The following is a 21,066-nucleotide window of genomic DNA, read 5'->3' as shown; positions in this document are numbered from 1 at the left end:
ATCTGTTGATATTACTGGAGTGGGAGCGTCTCGCTCCCCATCTCCCCATCCCCCCATCTCCCCATCCCTGTATTACGGTTTACTCAGGAGTTTGGGGCCGCTCCACTGAATACCAATCGCCCCTAGGGGTGCTGTGATAATGATACTCAAAACGGCGATCGCTAAAATCGTTTGTCCGGTTGTTTCCGTCATTGAGGTCATTTTACCGTCATAAAACAAACTCAATGGTACTGCCCCAATCGCCGCTTGCACCGTAGCTTTAGGCCAATAAGCAATCATACAAAAGATCTTTTCCTTCGTGTTTAAATGGCACTTGAGTAAGGAAAGCCAAACCCCCACACTGCGAGCGATTAAACCCAAAAATAGGATCGATACACCCATTCCCAACACTTCGATACTGATTTGATTTACATTTACTTGCGTGCCAATATACACAAATAATAGAATTTCTGCTAATACCCAAACCTTACCAAACTTAGCTGCCAGGCGATGGGCGAGAGTATCATATTTTTCTAGGATAACAAACCCGATCGCCATAATTCCCAACAAACCGGCGATCGGGATTAAGCTTTTCACCGCATCGAGTTCCGTAAACTCATAAAACAAAACCGCAATCATCGTCAAGATAATCACCTTTTTTGTATCTCGGATATGATAACGCTTAAAGAACCCAACTAAACCAAACCCAATCCCCACTCCGATTGCTACCCCGACAAAAATTCCCAGGGGAACGCTCACCAATATATGGGTAACATTCAAGGATTCCCCCGTCGCTAAACCCACAAAAACCCCAAAAAGAGTAATCGCAAATACATCATCCGCCGATGCACCAGCCAACACTAAAGTAGGAATTTCCTTATGTTTTCCCCAACCTGCATCCTTGAGTTCTAGCATTGAGGGAACAACCACTGCTGGGGAAACTGCTGCTAAAATAAATCCCAGCATTCCCCCTTCAATCAACGTCAAATTTAAGAGAAAATGGGAGAGTAATAAAATCACTGTTCCCTCAATAATTCCGGGAATGAAACTCAGACGAATAGCTGGCCCCCCAATCGTATTTAAAGTGGCTCGATTAATGCCTAAACCAGCACGAATGAGAATCACAATTAACGCCACTGTCTTAAACTCTTTCAACAGCTCTAAAACAGGCTCATTGACCCAATTGAGAAAGCTTGGCCCAATCATTAATCCAGTCGTCACTAGCCCCAGTAACCCAGGCATTTTGATCTGGATAAACAAATAATACAAGATCAGGGCGATCAGGATAATCAAGGCGAATTGAAGTAACATCAATGAATTCCTTTTTTGATTTTCATCATTTTGACTCAGAATTCTTGTTTTTTTCAATCCAGTCCAGGATTTTTTCAAACTCAAAATCATCGATCAAAACCTGCAAAAACCGAGAGAGTTTCTCATGCTCAGGGCCTAATCGATCAATCACTTCATCCATTTCGTCAGGCATTCCCATTACCACCGCATTTTCTAATTTTTCCAGCCATTGATTCGAGATATTTTCTAGATCGGTTTCATTCAAATAGTCTAGATCATAGGCAGGTATTTCTACTTTTTCCTGATAAGTAAATTCCAGACCCAGATATTTTTCTAACACTTGGCTAATCTCAACTGTCCTAAACGGTTTAGAGATGATCCGATCGCAGCCAGCCGCAAGAACAGATTCTCTCTGATGATCGAAGGCACTAGCCGTGAGAGCAATAATCACAGGATTGGGATTTTGAACGGTTTTTTTAATCACCTTTGTGGCTTCTTCTCCGCTCATATTCGGCATCCGCATATCCATAAAAATAAGATGGGGTTTCCAGCTTTTCCAGATCTGGATGGCTTCTTTCCCATCTTGAGCTTCCTGCACTTCAAATCCCCACTCTTTCAAGATAGAAACTAATAGGAGTCGATTAGTTTCATTATCATCCGTGACTAAAATACGGAAGTTGGTTTGATCGGCGGCTAACCCCATCACCTGGCTAGAGGATGAGATATAAGAGCTGGCAGTATTTGCTGTTTCTTGGATATCGAGTTCAAATTGAAATTGAGTGCCCTTATCCAGCTCACTTTTCACTCTTAAAGTTGAGCCAAGCATCTCTACAAACTTCTGACTGAGCGTTAAACCTAAACCCGTTCCTTCGCCACTATGACGACCGCTTTGAGTTTGCACAAAGGGTTGAAAAACCTGTTCGAGTTCTTCCGAGGCTATACCGACTCCGGTATCGATAACGGTGAATTGGATCTGTTGATTGGAGAGTTTTTTCACGGTCAAACTGACCGAGCCTACAGAAGTAAACTTAATGGCATTATTCAGGAGATTAATCAGGACTTGTTGCAGTTTAACTCGATCGGTTTCAATCCTGTTGGGGAGATCGGAATCTACCTCGACTTCTAGTTTTAAATCTTTGGCTTTAGCTTTCAAGTCAAACATCGTCTGGATCTCTTCAACAAGGTGATGAAGATTAAAATAGGTTAGGTCTAGAGATAAGCGACCCGCCTCAATTTTAGAAAAATCGAGAATTTGATTAATTAAACTGAGTAAATAGGTTCCACTTTGGTTAATCAGTTGCAGATAGTGCCGGTCTTGTTTGCTCAGGTGAGGACTATTTTGTAAGAGGGCAGGATAACCGAGAATAGCGTTGAGAGGGGTACGCAATTCATGGCTCATGTTGGCGATAAATTCGCTTTTGGCTTGGTTGGCTTTTTCGGCTCTTTGTTTGGCGTTTTCTAGCTCGGTATTGGCTTGATAGAGTTCTCTGGTGCGATCTCTAACTTGTTTTTCTAGGATTTGGTTATAGTTGGTCACTAGGGCTTCGGCTTGTTTGCGATCGCTAATTTCTTGAAAGACATTAATGGCATAAATCACTTCTCCCTCTAGGTTGCGGATGGGAGCAGTGTTGACTTCTAGGGAAATAGTTAACCCATCTCTTCTGAGTTCTAGGTCATCAGCATAGGCATTTTCGCCCTGGATAGCCCGCATGAGAGGCAGTTGGTCTAAAGGGTAGAGGGTTGAAGTTCCGGCTCGATACACCTGATAAGCTTGATTGATTTCTTTAAGGGGACTTCCTGGCATCTGTCCCCGTAAAATTTCTTTGCCTTTGGGGTTTATTAAAATCAGTTTTCCTTGAGGATCAAACACCGCTACACCCAAAGGCAAGCTGTTAATAATGAGAGTGAGTTCATGTTCTTTTTCAGCAATGGTTTGGAAGGAATATTTCAGTTGTTGCTGCATTTGACTAAAGCTATCGGTCAAGTGATGCACTACACCAATACCCACGATCGCCACTGAGCTATCCAGATTACCAGAAGCAATTTCTTGGCTACTGTTTTGCAAACTCACTAGAGGATAGATGATCCAATGGGCAGTAACTAAACCGAAGCCGACGGATAGAACTAGAGCTAAAATACATAAGCCAATCGTTCGGTAAGTATTAGCTTGAATCTGGCCCATAAATTCAGCTTCAGGAACAATCATCCCCACCTGCCAACCCCTAGGCAATTGAGAAATAAATAGATTGCCTTGAATCTGCTTTTGCTGCTCGGAAATGGCCAATTCTTCCAGGTAAAATCTATACTTTTGTGGGGTTTCTCCGGATGGAGTAACGGTTAACTGACGATAGATGGAATGGCTAGAGTTTTTTGGACTATCCTGGGCTAAATTGGCTCCCACAGCCGCAATAATTGGATCGTTACTTTCCCTGGGAGTGATGCGTTTAAAGATTGGCTTGGGTTCGGATGCGGTGGTATCTAGGTTGACTTGAAAGGGGGGATCGGGGGTGGAGCTGGCGATCAGTCGTCCTTGGTTGTCCATGATCAGAATCCGACACCCTGGACAAATGGGTAGAGATTGGAGAAATTGTTGCAGTCCGTTTAGGCTTAAGTTGACGGAAAATATGCCCTTGAGTTGTTGATTCTGATGGTAAAAGGGAGCATAAGCATTAATCGCTAGTACCGGATCTTCTCCAATCTGAAAGGGTTCTGTCCAACCGGGGGTGCGATCGCGCTCTGCTGCTTGATACCAGGGGCGCTCCTGGACGGGAAAGGGAGATAATACTTCTAGATTTTCCTGGCGATCGCCTGCTTTACTCACAAAATCAACAATAAACTCATTCAATTTCTTGGGGTTAGAATAGCCCAATTCAATCCTTCCCGGTTGAACTGTACTCCGGTGAACCACACGAAACTGTCCCTCTGGCAACCCTAACATTAACGTGGTGACTGAGGGAAATTGTTGTAATTGCCCTAAGAAATATTGCACCACCTCGTCTAAGTTATCAAGATTGAGTTGATTGTGTTCGACTGCATCAATATTAATCTGGTTAATTCGGTATAGATTAGAGAGTTCACTTAAGAGATAGAGCTGAACTTTGGAGGCTCGATCTTCCATTAACTGTTGAGCCAGATGATCGACACTCTTTTGGGCGCTCCGATAGGATAAATAACCCACTAACCCCACCGTGACCCCCAATTGAGCAACAAACGGTACAATCAAAACCGCTCGTAAAGGAAGCCGTTGCAGCAATTGAGACCAGCGATGAGACTGGGAGACCATAGACTAACGGGAAAAACGATACCATTAAGGCAGATCGCCAAGCAGGTTAACTTCGACGGAGCTGCATGTAGAAAGTTAACCTGTGTTGCTCTCTGCAATTGGTTTGATTATCTTATCATTTCATGACTATATTATTTCAGTAGTTTTTCTAAAGCGGCTTTCAGGGTAGGGGATTTAAACTCAAACCCAGCCTCTAGCGTTTTTTGGGGTATAACCTTTTGCCCTTCTAAAACCACTTTTGCCCCATCTCCTAAGAGAGCATCTAAGACAAAACTGGGTACGGGGAGCCAATTGGGTCGATTCAGGATACTTCCCAGGGTCGAGGCCAGGTCATTCATGCGGACTGGGTTAGGTGCAGTAGCATTAAATGTGCCTTGCATTTGCGGTTGACGCAGGGCAAAACAGATTAACGCGACTAAATCGTTGATATCTATCCAAGAGAACCACTGTTGACCGCTACCAATGGGGCCACCGGCAAACATCTTGAAGGGAGGGATCATTTTGGCAACTGCTCCCCCATTGCCCACTACAATACCAAATCGCAAGATCGCACATCTGACCCCATACTGGCTGACGGCTTGGGCGCTCTGTTCCCATTCCACACACAATTGAGCCAGAAAATCATTTCCAGCCGGGGAGGTTTCATCAAATTCAGCCGTTTCACTGGTTCCGTAATAGCCAATAGCCGAAGTATTCACTAATACTTGAGGCTTAGGGTCAACTGCACCAATGGCTTCGACCAATTTTTGCGTTCCCAGAATCCGACTCTGGCGCAAAATTTGCTTGCGCTCGGCTGTCCATCGTTCTTCAGCAATGGGTGCGCCTGCTAAATTGACGACTCCATCACATCCAGCAATTTGATCTTGCCACGGGCCCCCCGTGGTCACCGAATACCCCACGATTTCTACTCCAGAGGGCCAGATGCGTTTGGCTTTATCGGGATGGCGAGTCAAAACTAAAACTTGCTCGTTTTCCGCTATCAGCCGTTGGACTAGGGCTAGTCCTATAAATCCGGTTGCTCCTGTTACTGCTATTTTCATGGGATTTAAAGACACAATTAATAAACTTTCACAATTGTTTAGTTTAGCTATTGTAAGCCCATGAGGGTAATTATTGAAGGCATGAAGACAATAAACATCATTAAAAATGCGTAATTTTCAGGGTTCTGATGAGCTGATGGCTGGGCAAAACTGCCCCAAAGGTGGAGATGAATTTTAAAAAAAAGAAAAAGTTAACCCAAGTTGAAAAACCGTAAAATATCGGAAGACAAGAGGGAATCTATCGCTTAAAATAGGTATTATTCAATCAATATTACTGAACTGATGGCAGGTTCTAGTAGAGGAGTGAAATTTAAAAAATCTACCGATTCGGGGAAGCTAACTTTATGAACTCTACACTTAACATTCATCCAATATCAGTTATATGTTTATTAACCGTTATTGCTGGTCTGTGTGTGCTTATTCCGATTAATCCACCAGCAGTAGAGGCTAATTCTTCTTCAACTCCCCTCAGTTATTTATCTTTTGGCCGGTGATGGGGATGGGGGAACTATTCCTGTTCCCCATTCCCTATGCCCCATTCCCTAGGTAGATGCGACCTGACTTGAGGTAATGGCGCTTACCTGTCCAGCATCCACAAGGGCTTGATAAATCATGGCTGCGGTTTCGGCACGGGTGGCTTCGTCATTGGGTCGCAAGCGGTTGACGTTGGGATAATTGATCACTAAGAGCTTTTGCAAGGCTTTGGCGATCGCCCCTTGTGCATAGCTGGGAATCTGATCCCGGTCTTCAAACACACTCAACAGGCTAGAATCGGCCACACCCAAATCTAAACCATTTACCAGGGAAACCAACACATCCGATCGCTTCACATTAGCACTGGGATTAAACGTATCGGCAGAAACACCGGATAAAAAGCCTGCTCGATAAGCCTGTTGAATGGCATTAGCTGCCCAAAAATCTGCCGGTACATCCTTAAAATTCACGGCATCCCGTTTAGGTTGGGGATTAAACACTTTGACCAATAAAGCGGCATATTGGGCACGATTAATGGAACTATCGGGCCGGAATGTGCCATCTTGGAAGCCGCTAATTAAATCCTGTTCTAATAACCCGGTAACAAAAGGCTGGGCCCAGTGGCCGACTAAATCGGTAAAGGAATCGGTGGTATTAGAGGATGTGCCAGTGCCGGGAACAATATAGCGAGAATTAATTGGATTGGCTTGTCCGGTGGCGACTAAGGATTGATAGAGAATAGCGGCCATTTCTGCACGGGTAATATCTCGTCGAGGATTGAGTAATCCTAGATCGGGATAGTTGACAATCATGCCTTTAACGGTTGCTGTGGTGATTTTGGTGGTGGCATAACTGGGAATAGTGGTGCGATCGCGGAATACAAACAAGGCGCTACTATCACCACCGGTTAATTCTAAGCCACTAATTAAGGCCACGATCGCCTCTGTGCGGGTTAAATTGCGACTGGGGCGAAATGTACCATCGGGATAACCTGATAAAAAGCCCATTTGGGAACTTTTGGCGATCGCTGCTGCACCCCAAAACCGGCTGGAAATATCCAAAAACGCGATCGCCGGACGCTTCAAGGGCAAATTAAACGCTTTCGCCAACAGAGCCGCATACTCTGCACGGGTGAGATTATTATTGGGGCGGAATGTACCATCCGGAAATCCACTAATAATCCCTTTACTGACTAAAGTTTCAATAAAATCTTGTGCCCAATGGCCTGCTACATCACGCAATTGTACTGGGGTTGGGGTTGGTGTAGGGGTTGGTGTTGGCGTAGGTGTTGGCGCGGGTGTGGGGGTTGGCGCGGGCGTTGGTGTGGGGGTTGGGGTTGGGGTTGGTGTGGGGGTTGGGGTTGGCGTTGGTGTGGGGGGAGGTGCAGGAGTTGGGGGTGGGGTAATCACATCACTGGCAATAAATTCAATTAACCCTTTCACCCGATTCGGATTGAGTTGATTGCCCGCAGAAATTAAGGTCGTTGTGGTAGCATTTTGCAGATCGTATTCCCCATTCCCTTGAAAGATATTACCGCCGGGATCTTGGGCGCTGCCCAAATCAGGAGCCGATTGGGAAATGACGGTTAAACCATCTTCTGTATTATTTTCAAGCACATTTTGCCGTAAAACTGGACGAGAGCGATTAGAAGTCACAATTCCCGCCCGATTATTACTGAGGCGATTACTAATAATCAGGGGTGCAGCATCATCACTAACGGCAATTCCATACCCTGTTTGGTCGCAGACATTACCGCGAATTTCCCCTTTGGAATTTTTGGCCATGGAAATGCCATTAGCATCATTCAATTGGAACACATTCCCCTCAATTAAGGGATTAGCGCTACCTGTAGCAAAAACTCCTTCGCGTTTGGAGCGAGTAAAGGTATTATTAGCAATAATTGGGGCAGCCGATTCAATCCAAACAGCCGTTCCACGGGTAAGAGGATTGGTTACGGTTACTCCTCGTAATTGGGAATTGGTGTTGAGTCTGAGGGTAATATTTTGTCCAGCAAAGGTGGGGCTAAGATAACTGCCTCCTCCATCAATGGTAATACCTTGTCCTTTATTGCTTTCATTGCCTAAAATGGCTACACCAGAAGGAACTGTAAGGGGAAAGACTTCGCCACTGGTCGTATTATAAGTGCCTGCCGCTAGTTGAATGGTGGTTCCAGAGGGCACATTTTGCAGAGCGCGACTAATGGTTTTGAACGGAGTGCTAGACGCACCAGAGTTGCTATCATTACCCGTTGCCGGATTGACATAGAGGATGCTCATAGGTGTCAGGTTAAAGAGTACAGTTAATGGAGTACAGACTATCGATTCAGGGATAGTCTAGGGTGAATATGGCCATTCTACAGGGGCGATCGCCCTTTGGGGTTGGCGAGCGACAATCTGGTAACGAGTGGATAAATGTGAAGGATCTCAATTTAAATTCAACATGGTGACTACGGTTATTTGTCTCAATTTACTAATTTCTGCGTTTTGTTTGTGGTTGGCTTGGCGCATTGGGCGATTGAGGAAGCGATTAGCCCGCATTGCTGATGTGTTGATTATGGCAGAAAAGCGTACTGATCGCGTTCTCTTCCATGCTTCGGAGCGAATTATCCGAGGACAACGGGGAACTCGATGGGTGCGAGATCGTTATGCTCTGTTGGCTCAACAATGGGCCCAGGTAGAACAAGTTTTATCTATTTTAAGTTTAGTTTTGGGAATTTGGCGCAGACGCTCTAGACATCAGCGCCAGGTTAGGTAAGATATGGGGTAAGAAATAGGCGGACTTGGGTTTTTATCCCAGGTTATGCATATTAATGGCTGGGTTGTTTGCGGTGTAGTCTGACGAGGATACTGGCAAGGATATGTCTAATAATCAATCGGGACGGTTTATTGGGGGTTTGTTGTTGGGTACAGCAGTGGGAGTGGTGACGGGTATTTTGATCGCTCCCCGCAGTGGACAACAAACTCGGAAGATTTTGAAAAAGTCGGTTGCTGCACTGCCTGATTTAGCGGAGGATATTTCTACGAGTGTTCAATTTCAGGCCGATCGCCTGGGAGCATCGACGAAAGATGGCTGGGAGGATACCCTGACTCGACTGCGGGAAGCGATTGCTGCGGGAGTGGAAGCTGGGTTGCGCGAGCAAGATATGGGGAAAGCTTCTGCTCGTCCTTTGCAAAAGGAAGCGAAGGCGATCGATCCGGATGCCGATCCACCTTTTACTCAGGAGTTTAATGGATCGGAAACAGCAACTTAAGAGAAGACTCTCTGAATTGATCTTCGGCAATCCCATTCCACAGGTAAACTGAAGATAATGCTCTTACGCCCTCCTTTGACCCAACGTCTCTTTTATTTGTGATCGACCCCCTATTTTGGTTAGGATTATCTATTCTCTTGGTAGCGGTTAGTTTAACTGCCGTGTTAGTTGTTGCAGTGCCAGCCGTTAAGGAGTTGGCGAGAGCGGCTCGCTCGGCGGAAAAGTTGTTTGATACCTTGAGCCGAGAACTTCCCCCTACCCTGGAATCGATCCGTTTGACGGGTATGGAAATTAGCGATCTAACGGATGATGTGTCTGAGGGGGTTCAACGAGCCTCGAAAGTAGCAAAACAACTCGATCGGGGCATAGAAACGGCTCGCGAACAAGCGAAAGGGGTACAAGTGACGACAAAGAGTGTGTTTACGGGTCTGAAAGTGGCCTGGAAACAATTCAAACAACCCTCGAAAAAGGGAGAGGCGATCGCTTCTTCCGATCCCCCCTCCCTTTCTGCAAGCGAAAATCAACGCCATGGTAGCACTCGACGCAAACTTCCCCGGCGATCGGATTCTCCCCTCATCCCCACCGAAAAGGATCGTTAAAGGCGATCGTCTCCTACATTTGCATAAACCCGTCCCCACAAGCCGTTGGCCCCAAATACTGAATCAAATAGGGTGAAAATACTTCATAAATTAATGTAAATGGCCGTCCATGATGCCAAAATAGATAATGACGACCCCAAAATGGCCCCGGTTGCTCAAAGGCTTCCTCTAAGGCTGGGGAATGGCCATAATACAAGCCTTGAATGTCCCGATATAACTCGGTTCGCAATCGAGCTAAACTGGCCCAAATCGGTAAAGAACGGTTTTGTAAATAGTCATCTACATGGCTGGCTTCCCACCAAGAGGTGGCATAGGCTAACCGTTGTCCTGATGCAGTTCTGAGCCAAACCTGTCGCCTTAGTCTGGGGCCGGGAATTGCTGAAATTTGGGTAGGAGCATCATCGGGATTCATGCCGATGGGGGACATATCAATGACATCGACTTCCGTCGGTTCGCGGGTTAATAATTGCAAATGACGAGTCGGTGAACCATCCCCTAGTAAGAGAATTTGCCAAGCTGGAGAGAGTTGTTCGTGGGGAAGTCCGGTTTGGATGGCGGTTTCATCGCCTTGCCATAGGGGATGCAAGGGAGACCAAGCCGGGGTTACTGGGGTTAGGGTTTGAGATTGGGCAGTTATAGTCAAGGCTCTTCACATAACTTAACGTTTCCTCAGTTTTATGATAGCGCTATCGGTTGGTAAAGGGGTCAAGATCTCTTCAATGATTAAGAATCTCCTGCCAAGTGAGATTGATTTGCTGGCGATTTCTGACCAGTTGTTCTGGAGTTCTGTCGCGCATCATCCCTTGCACTATGGCTACACTATCTTTAATCAGAAACTGCCATTGAGTGACGTTCACCGCTAGGGGATTTCCAGCATAGGTAAACACTTTTAAGCCATTGCCACTAACGGCGATCGCTCGCGAGAGGAGTAACATTTTATTCAGCTTCAGGTTGGCTTGAATCTTCTGAATTTGTCCATAAGCCCTAGAAGGGTTTAATTGAGAGGGTTCTGGCTCTAGAGTGGACAAATAATGATAGCTGCGAATGACTAGCTCGATGGTTGCCACGGGTATAGAAAGAGTGAGTAGATGGCGCAAATCATAGCCATTGACATACATCCAGTTGGCTGTTTGGGCGATCGTCATATTATTAGGGCCAATCGAGCCAAATTGCAAGAGCTGAGTAAATCCCCATCCCGGAATCGGAATTCCCATGGATGTACACATATCGGAAACAATATGACCCAACCAAATTAAGGGAGCAAAAATTTTATTTTCCTCGGCCATACTCCAAGTTTTAATAATTTTCAGATTTCCTTGGGCATCAAACGCGGTCAGGGAACCATTTAAGATATCAAATGTGCCAAAAATTAAGCCGAATAAAGGATCGTGACCTAAACTCAGCAAGCGATGGGTTTTAGGACTTAATCCAGGAATATCTGAGGAAATACTTTTATCATAGGGAACCTTACAGACTTTTTCGCACCATTGCAAAAACGGATGCAACTTGCCCTCATCCATTCCCAAGGTTCTCAACCATCCGGTAAATTGACTGCCCTTTTGCTGATATTTGCCTAAATAATTGATCTCTTTGGGAATGGCTACTACGAAGAAATCAAGGAGTGTTGCCACTAAACCGGTTATTCCCACCACCGCATAATCGAGTTGAGAAAGAGACGGGAGTAAATCCGGTTTTTTTAACACTTCTTTTTTAACCCGCTCTTCCAGGGGAACCAGGGGATTATTGAGGAAAAATCGATCGTCCCAAGTGGCTTGTTTAACCGGGGCAGGTTTGGCAGAGTTTTGGGCTAAAATTTCATCGACAGAAACCCCTAAAAGTTGGGCAATTTCTTGGATTTCCTGCTCAATTCGATCTAAGCGTTGAGAGTCTTGCTGTTGACTCTGGCGAAGAGTTTTAAAGTCTTGATGGATTTCGGACATTTTCTGATGGGATTCAGAAAATTGATCTTTGAAGTTGAATAAGTCTGACATGGCATGGGTAATGGGTAATGGGTAACGGGTAAATCACTATAGTGAAGTGAGCTAAAAAAAATGACTAGAGTTACTAGAAAACTTAGCTTACAGCAATTTTCGCTGCTATGCGGTACATCTAGATCCCCCTGAATCCCCCTTAAAAAGGGGGACTTTCCTATTCCCCCCTTTTTAAGGGGGGCAAGGGGGGATCTTTTTTTGCTGTACCTCATTACCCCGCAAAACGCTGTAAATGCTTCAAAATAGCCATAAATTCATACAGTGTAGGTACTTAGAAACACCAGTTGATTGAGCATATTTTCAGCAGTTTTAGCTGAGATCAATTTAAGCACTCGTCGCATTTGTTCCCCAATAGAATAAGCTTGTGAAGAGATGATAATCCCAGCATGGATTCTTTCCTCAGAGATATACTGATTGTGCAACTGGCAGAAATCACCAACGTTAAAGGTATACAAAACCCGGTTTTGTTCAGTTGCCAGAATTAGCTGCTCTTCATCACTAAAGCCGATGGTTCGAGCCTCACCAACAGTGATAACGTCAATTCCTCTGGACTCTAAGGCATTTACAAATCGCTGATCCATTGAATCTTCATCAATAAACAGCCTAATTAAATTCATAGGGACTGTTGCCTCATTCCTGATAACTGCTCGTAATTCAATTTCTCAGCCATGAGGTATTCTTCAATTTCTGACTGATTAGCATGATAATAAGTTAGAGCAGCATAAACTTGTGCAAGTTTCAAATTGCCCATACGCTCAGAAATCTCTTCGGCATTAAGTCCCATTTTGTACCAAGCTGCGATACGTTGGACTGAAACTCTTGTACCTGTGATATGAGGACGACCGCCCAAAATCCCTGGCGACCTAATAATGAGTGTTCCAATATCGATGGTTTGCATAGTTAATTTCCATGCACTATGTTGCATACCGATCATAACCTAGACAGACCAGTTGCTTTACAAATTTAGAAGAGCGGCATAAATATCAGCGATTTCGAGGTCAGGATAATCTTCTAAAATCTCTGGCATTGATGCTCCTTTAGCCAACAATTCTAAAATCATGGCAACGGAAATTCTCATCCCTCGAATAATTGGCTTGCCAGCACAAATCTGGCGATCGAACGTAATTCTTGACAATAATGAATCATTCAGATCGGGCATGAACTTTTACCTCCTTACTAAGTTAGCCGATAGGATGAAACGGAATAAACCTATACCCTATCTTTAAAGGGCAGATCACAACAATTCTTGGTTACGCTGTAGCGCTCGTTTCAAGTAATCTAATGCTTCCTCTAACTTCTTGATTTTCTCCTCATTCGCTTCCTTGTTGTACATCAATTCATCCCTTTCATCTTCTAGGGCGCGAATACCTTGCCGTTGTTCTTTGATGATTTCTTGGGCTAACCGGATATCTTTCTGCACAAAAATTAGCTCTTTCATCACTACTTCTAATTTGGCGGCTTGGTTAATGGCAGTGGTGGGAGATTGGGCAAATAATGACCCCATTCCTACCCCTGTACCCGCGCCTAAAATGGCTCCACCACCGGCAATAACGGCAGCACCGCCCGCCATTCCTAAGCCTCCGGCGGCGATTGCCCCTCCACCCAAAAACGCCAATACCGAGGAAACTGCCGCCGCTCCCGACAAACCAGGGGCAACGATTGGGGCAAGAATACCGGCAATAATGGGGGTTCCCAAGGCAGCAACCGCAGCTAAAACCACTGCGCCTACTGCTCCCGTTATCCACGGATTAAACCCTCCCTTAATCCCGCTCACTGCATCCTGATAGTGAGATTGAAACCGTTTAATACATTCGGGATCGAGTTTGAGCAATTGGGCAAAGGATCTCAGTTTATCTTGTATCAGGTTTTGATCGGCAAATTTTAACCCCTTAAATTGCCCATCTCTGCTATCTCCGAAGATCGGATAATAGGGAGTAAATAGGGTCGATTCTAATAAAATTAAATAGAAGGAAAATTTATGTTCAACCTCTTGGGCTTTTTCTCTCACCTTAATTTTTAAGTCATCAAAGTTAGTGATTAATCCCAAGGTAATATCCATCGAGGGACTCACTTCTTTATGATTTTGCAAGATCGTATTCATCGAATCTCGCCATTTTTCTAACCAAGTGATTTTTAACAGCTTTTTGTTCTTCTCTCCCTCTAGCTTAATATCCGTGAGTACCAAATTGTACTGCAAGCTATACATTAGTTGGGTTTGGGAGAGGGTTAATCCAAATTCTTGCATGATCGTGGCTTAGATTGAGTGAATTACTTAGTAACTACTCTATCATGGTGCTTTAACGAACAAGTCTTAAATGTTGCAAAAAGTTACAATGTCATCAAAAACTTCCTCAGTATCTATCAACTGTCAACACTCGATTACTCTAGTGGTGGCAGGGGGTAGCCTATTGACAATGTTGGGTGTCGGTGCTTTAATCGGATGGATGACTATAGATGCTTTAGTAGCAAAGAAGCTTTTGCGGGAAGCAGTTCATCTGACTCAGGAGGGGGTGGAGACTTTGCGGTGATGGACTTGCAAGTTCCGGGTATAAGTCAAGCTGATAAGGTAGTTATCAAGTACAATCTAAGCTTTCAATGAAATACTATATTGAACCAAATGCTGCATTATTTATTGTTGATGTCCAAAATGGTTTCATCAACGAATATACGCAAGATCTGCCCATCTTAATAAGTAAGTTTTTATCTCAAGTGGAGTTTAAGACGCAGTTTTTTATAAAATTTATAAATGAAGTAAATAGCCCGTTTAGGGAGTGGATGTCTTGGGATAAAATGTCTTCACCATCAGAAACTGATATTCCCAGTATTTTAAGGGAATTAGAAATTCCCTTTTTAGTAAAGAAAAGTTATAGCCCATTTGTTAAAAACAATAATTTAATTGATCAGCTAAAAGACAATGGAATAAATGAAATTTATATTTTAGGTTTAGAGACTGATGTTTGTATTTTGAAAACAGCAGTTGATGCGTTTGAGCTAAAATTCCGTCCATTTGTTCTTGCAGAATTCTGTAGGAGCTGCTCAGGGCAAGTTGCTCATGAGACTGCCTTAAAGTTAATGCCAAAATTTATAGGGCGTAATCAAGTTATTCTGGATGTGAAAAAGCATTTTTTTGATAAATATGGGATAGTTATAAATGATCAGTAACTGGCAGTTGAAATACTTAAAGGTAAAGATGCAAAAATTTAGAAAATTTGAGGTGAAAATATGAACCAGGAAGGACAAAAAGTTGAAATTCATGAGTTGATTTCCGAAAAAAATATTGATATTAAAAATACTTCAGGTTTTGATCAAACTGAAATTTATTCTTATAAAGGCTTTACTTTTTTTGTAGACGCTAAGTCGCCTTTTTCGCAGTGGTATCTTCTGCCTTTTACTCTAAATGGCATCACATATAACTGTGCTGAACAATTTATGATGTACCAGAAAGCTCTATTGTTTGGTGATATTCAAATAGCTAAAAGCATAATGGCTGCCGAGTATCCTGAACACCAACAGAAATTAGGGAGAATGGTTCAAAACTTTGATAGTCCTACCTGGAGAAAATACTGTCAACAGATTGTTTATAGAGGAAATCAAGCCAAGTTTTTACAGCATAAACATCTATTGGATCTATTACTGAAAACTCGTGGAACTTTGCTGGTGGAGGCTTACCGTTTCGATCAAAAATGGAGCGTGGGATTGGATAAAAATGACCCTAGAATTTTTAATATCAGTCAGTGGCCAGGAAAAAATTGGATGGGGTTGATACTGACTAAGCTTAGAGAAGATTTGATACAAAAGGAAGGCGATCGCACATTTCTGGAGTCGGCCGGAAGTCTGCAATTTGTTCGGGAGTCGGACGACTAGCCAGGAAGTTGAGGATATAGTGATAAATGTGGTTAGGGAGTGGGGCTTGTAAGCATTGTTGTAGTACAGTGGGAAGGCGATCGCCTAAAGCATTAAGATGGGGAATGAGTTCGTCAGGAACTTCTAAGGTGAGAGAGATACTGATTCACAAATTCAGATGGAATTAAACATTCAAATTCTCCGGTTTCTTGGGCCAATACTTTAATCAGTTTATGATTGGCAGATATAAAACATTGAGATTGACCAGATTTAGCTGTTAAATAAACGCCAATATCTTCACGGGGGATCGTTCCCACCGCTTCAATCTCAGCATACTCTGTATCATTAATCTGAACATAACAAACTTTCAAATTTTGCCAAATCCGTCCAATAATTTCCCCACTCCAATCTTTATTTCTTAAACGTTTTGCAACTCTAGAAATTTGCTCAATTAATTCTTCAGAAATTACTACAGTAACCGAATTACTATTTCTCGATTCCCAGCCTAACCATCGAAGAATAATACCTTCAGGACTCTTGGGTTCAGTTGCTCCAATCAGATAAACATTAGTATCGAGGAAAATGACTTGAGGAATAAAACTCATATTATCTACAGTCGTTTATCTTGACGCTCTTGATAGATTTCCTGTTTAACGTCCTGAATCAGTTGGATGATTTTCTCTCTTGAATCGTAACCAGATTCTGTCAAGTCTTGCTTTAATTCTTGTTGTAATTGTTGGGATGGGATTATCGGAATGGCTTGATATTCACCAATTTCCCCCCAAAGTTGATTGGCTTCTTCCTCAGTTTCTTCAAAAACAATAATGACTCGCACTCGTTTCGGTAGAGTCTCTTGAATTGGGTCATCTAAAGATAATTGACCTGATTGATCAATTTTTCCGCTTGCTGTAATTGCTTTCATGTTACACTTTTCAATACTTTAGGGGAATTGAGATTTTTTATTGTTTTCCTAATCCTACCACGAACCTCAGAGATCTTCCCCAGCTCTGTTCGCCTCAATGAAAGGAACTTGAGGATATAGTGATACAGCAATTTTCGCTGCTATGCGGTACATCTAGATCCCCCTGAATCCCCCTTAAAAAGGGGGACTTTCCTATTCCCCCCTTTTTAAGGGGGGCAAGGGGGGATCTTTTTTTGCTGTACCTCATTACCCCGCAAAACGCTGTAAATGTGGTTAGGGAGTGGGGCTTGTAAGCATTGTTGTAGTACAGTGGGAAGGCGATCGCCTAAAGCATTGAGATGGGGAACGAGTTCGTCGGGAACTTCTAAGGTGATGGTTGCCATAAGCTCTCAAAACAATCGGTCTGGGTTTTATTGTAATATTAAGTCCGAATAATCAGTTACACTATGTGATTGCTTCATTCCACTGCGTTCCATTCGCAATCTCGACAATCTCCATAATTGTAGCGATTTCTTCCCTAATAGCATGTATAGTATGATCATCAATGTGTACACCTAGTGTAGGTTCGCTTTATGATGAATTTGCTAGAACTTCTCGACCGTTTACCTCCTTTGAAGATAAGAGTATCACCCAATCGGGCTTTGGTGATTGGTCTTTTGACCGGTTGCATAGGTTTACCCATCTATTTCAGATCGCAGACAGATTTTTTCATCCTAATTTTAGTTCAGATTTTGATCGTAGCTTTAGCAGGGACATTTACACTGCCTGGAGCCATCGCTATTTGCATCTCCTATCAAGGTCTTTATGGATATTTGAGAGCCGTAATCTCAAATAGGCGACGGGAATTAAATATTATAAAAAATTATAACGACACAGAAAAACCTCCCCAGTGAATGAGGAGGTTTTAAGTTAGTCTTGCCTTACGGGTAGAGCGGTTTCCAGAATTTCCATCAACAGCTCCAAACGAGAGGGACGAGACAATAGAGGCACTAAGTTGGGCAGAGAGTAGTAGTCCCCTTTGAAGTTAAAGGTTTCTACGGGAAACTGCTTTTTCTTCAACTGCGCTTCTACGAAATCATAGCTAGAGTTCACCCGCACAATGATTACATTGGGGAGAATCTCTAGAGCTTGACGATAGGTGTCTAAAGCATCCACAAAGTAAGGATGGCTATTTTCTCCTTCGTCAGTCACCAAGATGATTTGTTCGACCCGTTGACGGTTGCGCCGCATGGCTTCCACTGCACAACCGATACTGGTTCCACCTCCAGCGTTAATGTGCTTAAAGGCTTTTTCCCAGTCGGTGAGTTCTTTACCTTGCGCTTTGACCTCATAGGGCATGGTATCAAAAGCCCAGACAAACAAATCAGCCGTGGCAATGCCGGAAATCAAAGCAGAAAGCTGCTTACCGACTTCGATCGCCGAATGCATAGAACCAGATTTATCCACCAGCAAAGCCGTAGATTTAACAATGCTGCCCCGTTTTTTTACTTGGGTGTTGGCGATCGCCTCCAACTTCCCAACGGTTTCCGCATCCAGTTCTGTCGCATTCGATGCCACCTGCGCCTTCAGTGCCGAAACCCGATTCGCCTTTTGAGCCGCTTCGAGCTTCTCATCAATCAGCGCCTTCACCTCCGGATGATCCATCGCTCCTCGTTGTTTCAAGGAGTTCAGGTTATTAATCACCTCTTGAGGCGACATAGCATGAATCAGCGCCACCAACACCGTCGGTGTAACTTGTTTTACCGCACCAATGGCAATGGTATAGGGAATACCATGCTTCACAATCAGTTGCGCTTGCTCTGCGGGAGTCGGCGCTTTTGCCACTTGCTTGAGCGCAAACGCCAAACTATCCTCTGGCGGATTATCCTTAAACAACACCGCATTCGCCCGTTCATTGGGCTTAATGTGCAATGTAGCATACAGATGCTTCATCGCCTTGCGACCCCGCAAAGCCGCCCGGTCAAACAGTTTCGGGTTTCCTTCCCGCTTTTGCAGATAGCGAGTCACAGCCGTCCGCGCACACCGAGGCACTTTCTTTTGATATTGCTTCATGAAGTCCACCACCCGCGCCACTTGGTAAGGGGGGAACTCTTGCAACATCACAAAACCGGCGCTACGGTGTTCGGGAAGTGGGCTAGTGAGCAAAGAACCCACAAACACTTCCTTATGGTCGCGCACATCCCCATTGTGCTGATACCATACGGCCAAGTGACCGTAAAAAATCGGGTCAAGTTGTACCAAAAGGTCATGGAGTTCAGCCACTTCTTGCAATTTCCGGTGGGGAGTGGTGAGCAAGGAGTTGAGCATCTCCAAACGCAGATCTTGCTCTGCATCTTTTACATTTACCATGTTTCTCTCCTAGGGATATAAGACAAACTTTTATAGAGAATTCGTATAAAGCCCTCATCCCCCAACCCCTTCTCCCACAGGAGAAGGGGAGAGAAGTCCCTCTCCTACGGGAGAGGGATTTAGGGAGAGGGCAAGATTACCGCGCAAGTTGCGATCGCCGTTTATGCCTGCTAATATCGGCTCAGGCTCGCAGCGTACAACTCAAGTACGCACCGGTTAGCTTGGTTGAGAGTATGTAGGCGATTGAGATTAGGGCGCGGGGTCAATAAAAATTAAAAATTTTCATGTCGGCGACAGCCGAAAAAATTAAAAATGATTTGGCCATTACCCATTACCAGCGCGTAGGGCTATAAAAAAAAGGTCATTTCGCGCAAGTTCAAAAAGCTGTTTGGTCATACACGGGATTTGAACCCGCATGTGCTTGAGCCTAAATCAAGTGCCTTTTCCATTTGGCGAGTATGTAAGCTTGATGAGTGAGGGCGCGAAATGACGTTACACAGAACCCAGAAAAATCGATTACACTAATGCATAAGTTTTGTATTTTGTAACCCTGCAAAAGGGTTAGGAATAAAGGTCACACCGCGCAAGTCACAAAAAGCGTTGGGCACACATACAGGAGTTGAACCTGCTACCAATCGATTGAGAGTCGAATGCTCTACCAATGAGCTAATATGTAAGCTTTTTGAGTTAGGGCGCGGTGTGAATCTATTCCTTAAGGCTGTACCGTACAAGTCAATTCAGCTAGATTTTGTTGCTCTACCATTGAGCCACATCCGCCAAGATGAAGGGCGGATGGTAGGAATCGAACCTACACTGTCTTTTTCAGAGACATTTATGTATGCTGAACCGGTTAGGATACGGTACAGTGGGTCTCTCGAAATCTTGCCTTTTAAGGAGTGCTGAGTGCGTCCAATTGGGGCGCGATTTGTTGGGGTGTTTTTCCTTCTTGAACAAAGACCGTGAAAATAATCGCCATTAGCATCAAAACCAGTAACCCTAATGGGGGTTTATTTGATTTGATTTCATTCAAAAAACGCTCTTGGCCGCACTTGAGGCAAATATAGTGATCTGGATTTTGGGTATTGCGAACCCAAGGACAAATTTCGTTACAGTTTGGTGCTTTCATGGTTCACCTCTCTGGTTAGGGTTTGGGATTAGATTCTCCTCAAGTGCGGAGTAGGAGTAGAGCGTTAAATTTCCCCTCATCCCCCAGCCCCTTTCCCGTGGGAGAGGGATTTTCCGCAAAGCGGACATGAAAGGGAGAGGTTAAGCTTTACCCATAAACCGCTTCAGGACGGATAATAATGTCACCACTAGGGCGGCGATCGATAACATAATCATTTAAGCGATAAACTCCAACATCAAGATGCTGTGCAATTCGATCTTTGAGGACGGTATCATTCATGCTGGCGTTAATTTCTAGTTGGGTTTCGGTTATATCGTAGGAGCGTCCTTCAAAGCGAATATGTACCATCTTGACACCTCCTTTGAGAGATTATAAAAAAGAGCGACGTTCTAAAAAGTAAATGGATGTAAGTTGAGTCTTGTCGGGCAAATCTAGAGAAGGTTTACCCTTTTGATCCTTAGAGTTTGACTCCTTGGGTGGATCGCTGTTGACTGTTTTCCACAGTCGATGATATGATAGAAACACTGTTTCTAACTCCTAAACCGTTATTAACTAACCCTTAAAAAAGTTCCTCTTATTCAATTTTCTAGGTTCAACTGGGAGGGTTTGGGTGAGACACCTCTGACTTCCTTGCCCTCCACATTCACCATACTACATAACGTAATACAAGATTGTCAAGGGGGATGGCAAAACTTTTTTTGCATCGCGATATGATTTAGGTTGTAACTGTCTCTGCATAACGGTTGTAAGGAGTTTGTATTACAATCAATAGACCGGATTACCCAAGGTCAACATCCATGAATCAAACTTGGAATAGCGTTGAAAGGACTTTACGCCCCCATCTTTATCAAGAGAATACCTGGTTTGCCGACTATTGCCGTTTGCGAGTGGAGGCGATTAAAAATTAAAAATTAATGATT

Annotated in this window: 21 protein-coding genes and 2 tRNA genes; 5 read left to right on the top strand and 18 right to left on the bottom strand. The window is 44.0% G+C overall.

The annotated features are described in order from the left end of the window. Positions 1-72 precede the first annotated feature (72 nt). The 4 genes from AC3FZD_RS04400 to AC3FZD_RS04385 all read right to left on the bottom strand — a co-directional run bounded on the left by AC3FZD_RS04400 (position 73) and on the right by AC3FZD_RS04385 (position 8,342). A complete protein-coding gene (locus AC3FZD_RS04400; RefSeq protein WP_488738964.1) occupies positions 73-1,290 on the bottom strand; it encodes a cation:proton antiporter domain-containing protein in 1,218 nt (405 codons plus the stop codon). Positions 1,291-1,315: 25 nt separating this feature from the next. Continuing rightward, positions 1,316-4,552: an ATP-binding protein gene (locus AC3FZD_RS04395; RefSeq protein WP_488738963.1), complete on the bottom strand. Its 3,237-nt coding sequence runs from the start codon at positions 4,550-4,552 to the stop codon at positions 1,316-1,318. Between the two features lie 131 nt (positions 4,553-4,683). After that, the gene (gene thyD, locus AC3FZD_RS04390) at positions 4,684-5,592 is read right to left on the bottom strand and encodes a thylakoid membrane protein ThyD (RefSeq protein ID WP_488738962.1); all 909 of its coding nucleotides are present in this window, start codon (positions 5,590-5,592) and stop codon (positions 4,684-4,686) included. A 542-nt stretch (positions 5,593-6,134) separates the two neighbouring features. Next, positions 6,135-8,342, bottom strand: coding sequence for an S-layer homology domain-containing protein (locus tag AC3FZD_RS04385; RefSeq protein ID WP_488738961.1), 2,208 nt, complete (start codon positions 8,340-8,342; stop codon positions 6,135-6,137). 163 nt (positions 8,343-8,505) lie between these two features. Here AC3FZD_RS04385 and AC3FZD_RS04380 point away from each other — a divergent pair, with 163 nt between their 5' ends. The 3 genes from AC3FZD_RS04380 to AC3FZD_RS04370 all read left to right on the top strand — a co-directional run bounded on the left by AC3FZD_RS04380 (position 8,506) and on the right by AC3FZD_RS04370 (position 9,915). Further along, positions 8,506-8,820 (top strand): hypothetical protein, encoded by a 315-nt coding sequence (locus tag AC3FZD_RS04380; protein ID WP_488738960.1) that lies wholly within the window; start codon positions 8,506-8,508, stop codon positions 8,818-8,820. 103 nt (positions 8,821-8,923) lie between these two features. Continuing rightward, entirely contained in the window at positions 8,924-9,316 is a 393-nt protein-coding gene (locus AC3FZD_RS04375) for a YtxH domain-containing protein (RefSeq protein ID WP_488738959.1), read from the top strand. A 98-nt stretch (positions 9,317-9,414) separates the two neighbouring features. Next, complete coding sequence (locus AC3FZD_RS04370) at positions 9,415-9,915, top strand: hypothetical protein (RefSeq protein WP_488738958.1); 501 nt, start codon at positions 9,415-9,417, stop codon at positions 9,913-9,915. Positions 9,916-9,928: 13 nt separating this feature from the next. On the opposite strand, the gene AC3FZD_RS04365 is transcribed toward AC3FZD_RS04370, so the two are convergent. From AC3FZD_RS04365 to AC3FZD_RS04340, 6 genes are all read right to left on the bottom strand, one after another. After that, positions 9,929-10,552 (bottom strand): chorismate lyase, encoded by a 624-nt coding sequence (locus AC3FZD_RS04365; RefSeq protein WP_488740262.1) that lies wholly within the window; start codon positions 10,550-10,552, stop codon positions 9,929-9,931. 79 nt (positions 10,553-10,631) lie between these two features. Further along, entirely contained in the window at positions 10,632-11,906 is a 1,275-nt protein-coding gene (locus tag AC3FZD_RS04360; protein ID WP_488738957.1) for a hypothetical protein, read from the bottom strand. Between the two features lie 254 nt (positions 11,907-12,160). Beyond that, positions 12,161-12,523, bottom strand: coding sequence for a DUF5615 family PIN-like protein (locus AC3FZD_RS04355; protein ID WP_488738956.1), 363 nt, complete (start codon positions 12,521-12,523; stop codon positions 12,161-12,163). Further along, positions 12,520-12,804: a DUF433 domain-containing protein gene (locus tag AC3FZD_RS04350; RefSeq protein ID WP_488738955.1), complete on the bottom strand. Its 285-nt coding sequence runs from the start codon at positions 12,802-12,804 to the stop codon at positions 12,520-12,522. Before AC3FZD_RS04350 ends, AC3FZD_RS04355 begins: the two co-directional genes overlap by 4 nt. Before the next feature lie 57 nt (positions 12,805-12,861). Continuing rightward, on the bottom strand, positions 12,862-13,065 hold the full coding sequence (locus tag AC3FZD_RS04345) for a DUF433 domain-containing protein (RefSeq protein ID WP_488738954.1): 204 nt from the start codon (positions 13,063-13,065) through the stop codon (positions 12,862-12,864). Positions 13,066-13,140: 75 nt separating this feature from the next. Beyond that, positions 13,141-14,151: a hypothetical protein gene (locus AC3FZD_RS04340; protein ID WP_488738953.1), complete on the bottom strand. Its 1,011-nt coding sequence runs from the start codon at positions 14,149-14,151 to the stop codon at positions 13,141-13,143. A gap of 350 nt (positions 14,152-14,501) precedes the next feature. Here AC3FZD_RS04340 and AC3FZD_RS04335 point away from each other — a divergent pair, with 350 nt between their 5' ends. Beyond that, on the top strand, positions 14,502-15,068 hold the full coding sequence (locus AC3FZD_RS04335; protein ID WP_488738952.1) for a cysteine hydrolase family protein: 567 nt from the start codon (positions 14,502-14,504) through the stop codon (positions 15,066-15,068). A 60-nt stretch (positions 15,069-15,128) separates the two neighbouring features. Beyond that, positions 15,129-15,770, top strand: a complete 642-nt coding sequence (ybiA, locus tag AC3FZD_RS04330) for a riboflavin biosynthesis intermediates N-glycosidase (protein ID WP_488738951.1) — start codon at positions 15,129-15,131, stop codon at positions 15,768-15,770. 113 nt (positions 15,771-15,883) lie between these two features. Here ybiA and AC3FZD_RS04325 read toward each other — a convergent pair whose 3' ends face one another. The 8 genes from AC3FZD_RS04325 to AC3FZD_RS04290 form a co-directional block, all read right to left on the bottom strand. After that, a complete protein-coding gene (locus tag AC3FZD_RS04325; RefSeq protein ID WP_488738950.1) occupies positions 15,884-16,354 on the bottom strand; it encodes a PIN domain-containing protein in 471 nt (156 codons plus the stop codon). A 5-nt stretch (positions 16,355-16,359) separates the two neighbouring features. After that, complete coding sequence (locus tag AC3FZD_RS04320) at positions 16,360-16,671, bottom strand: hypothetical protein (RefSeq protein WP_488738949.1); 312 nt, start codon at positions 16,669-16,671, stop codon at positions 16,360-16,362. A gap of 206 nt (positions 16,672-16,877) precedes the next feature. Then, positions 16,878-17,054 carry a hypothetical protein gene (locus AC3FZD_RS04315; protein ID WP_488738948.1) on the bottom strand — a complete coding sequence of 59 codons (177 nt, stop codon included), beginning with the start codon at positions 17,052-17,054 and terminating at the stop codon, positions 16,878-16,880. A 526-nt stretch (positions 17,055-17,580) separates the two neighbouring features. Further along, positions 17,581-19,020 (bottom strand): vWA domain-containing protein, encoded by a 1,440-nt coding sequence (locus AC3FZD_RS04310; protein ID WP_488738947.1) that lies wholly within the window; start codon positions 19,018-19,020, stop codon positions 17,581-17,583. 389 nt (positions 19,021-19,409) lie between these two features. After that, positions 19,410-19,481, bottom strand: a tRNA-Leu gene (locus AC3FZD_RS04305). A 140-nt stretch (positions 19,482-19,621) separates the two neighbouring features. Then, positions 19,622-19,696: transfer RNA gene (locus AC3FZD_RS04300), tRNA-Glu, on the bottom strand. Between the two features lie 213 nt (positions 19,697-19,909). Continuing rightward, positions 19,910-20,146 (bottom strand): hypothetical protein, encoded by a 237-nt coding sequence (locus AC3FZD_RS04295; RefSeq protein WP_488738946.1) that lies wholly within the window; start codon positions 20,144-20,146, stop codon positions 19,910-19,912. A gap of 147 nt (positions 20,147-20,293) precedes the next feature. Next, a complete protein-coding gene (locus AC3FZD_RS04290; RefSeq protein WP_488738945.1) occupies positions 20,294-20,494 on the bottom strand; it encodes a hypothetical protein in 201 nt (66 codons plus the stop codon). Positions 20,495-21,066: the final 572 nt, after the last annotated feature.

The sequence above is a fragment of the Roseofilum sp. KMC-1 genome (genome assembly GCF_057802075.1).
Note: the sequence above shows the minus strand (reverse complement) of the source record. Positions and strands in the feature narration are given on the sequence as shown.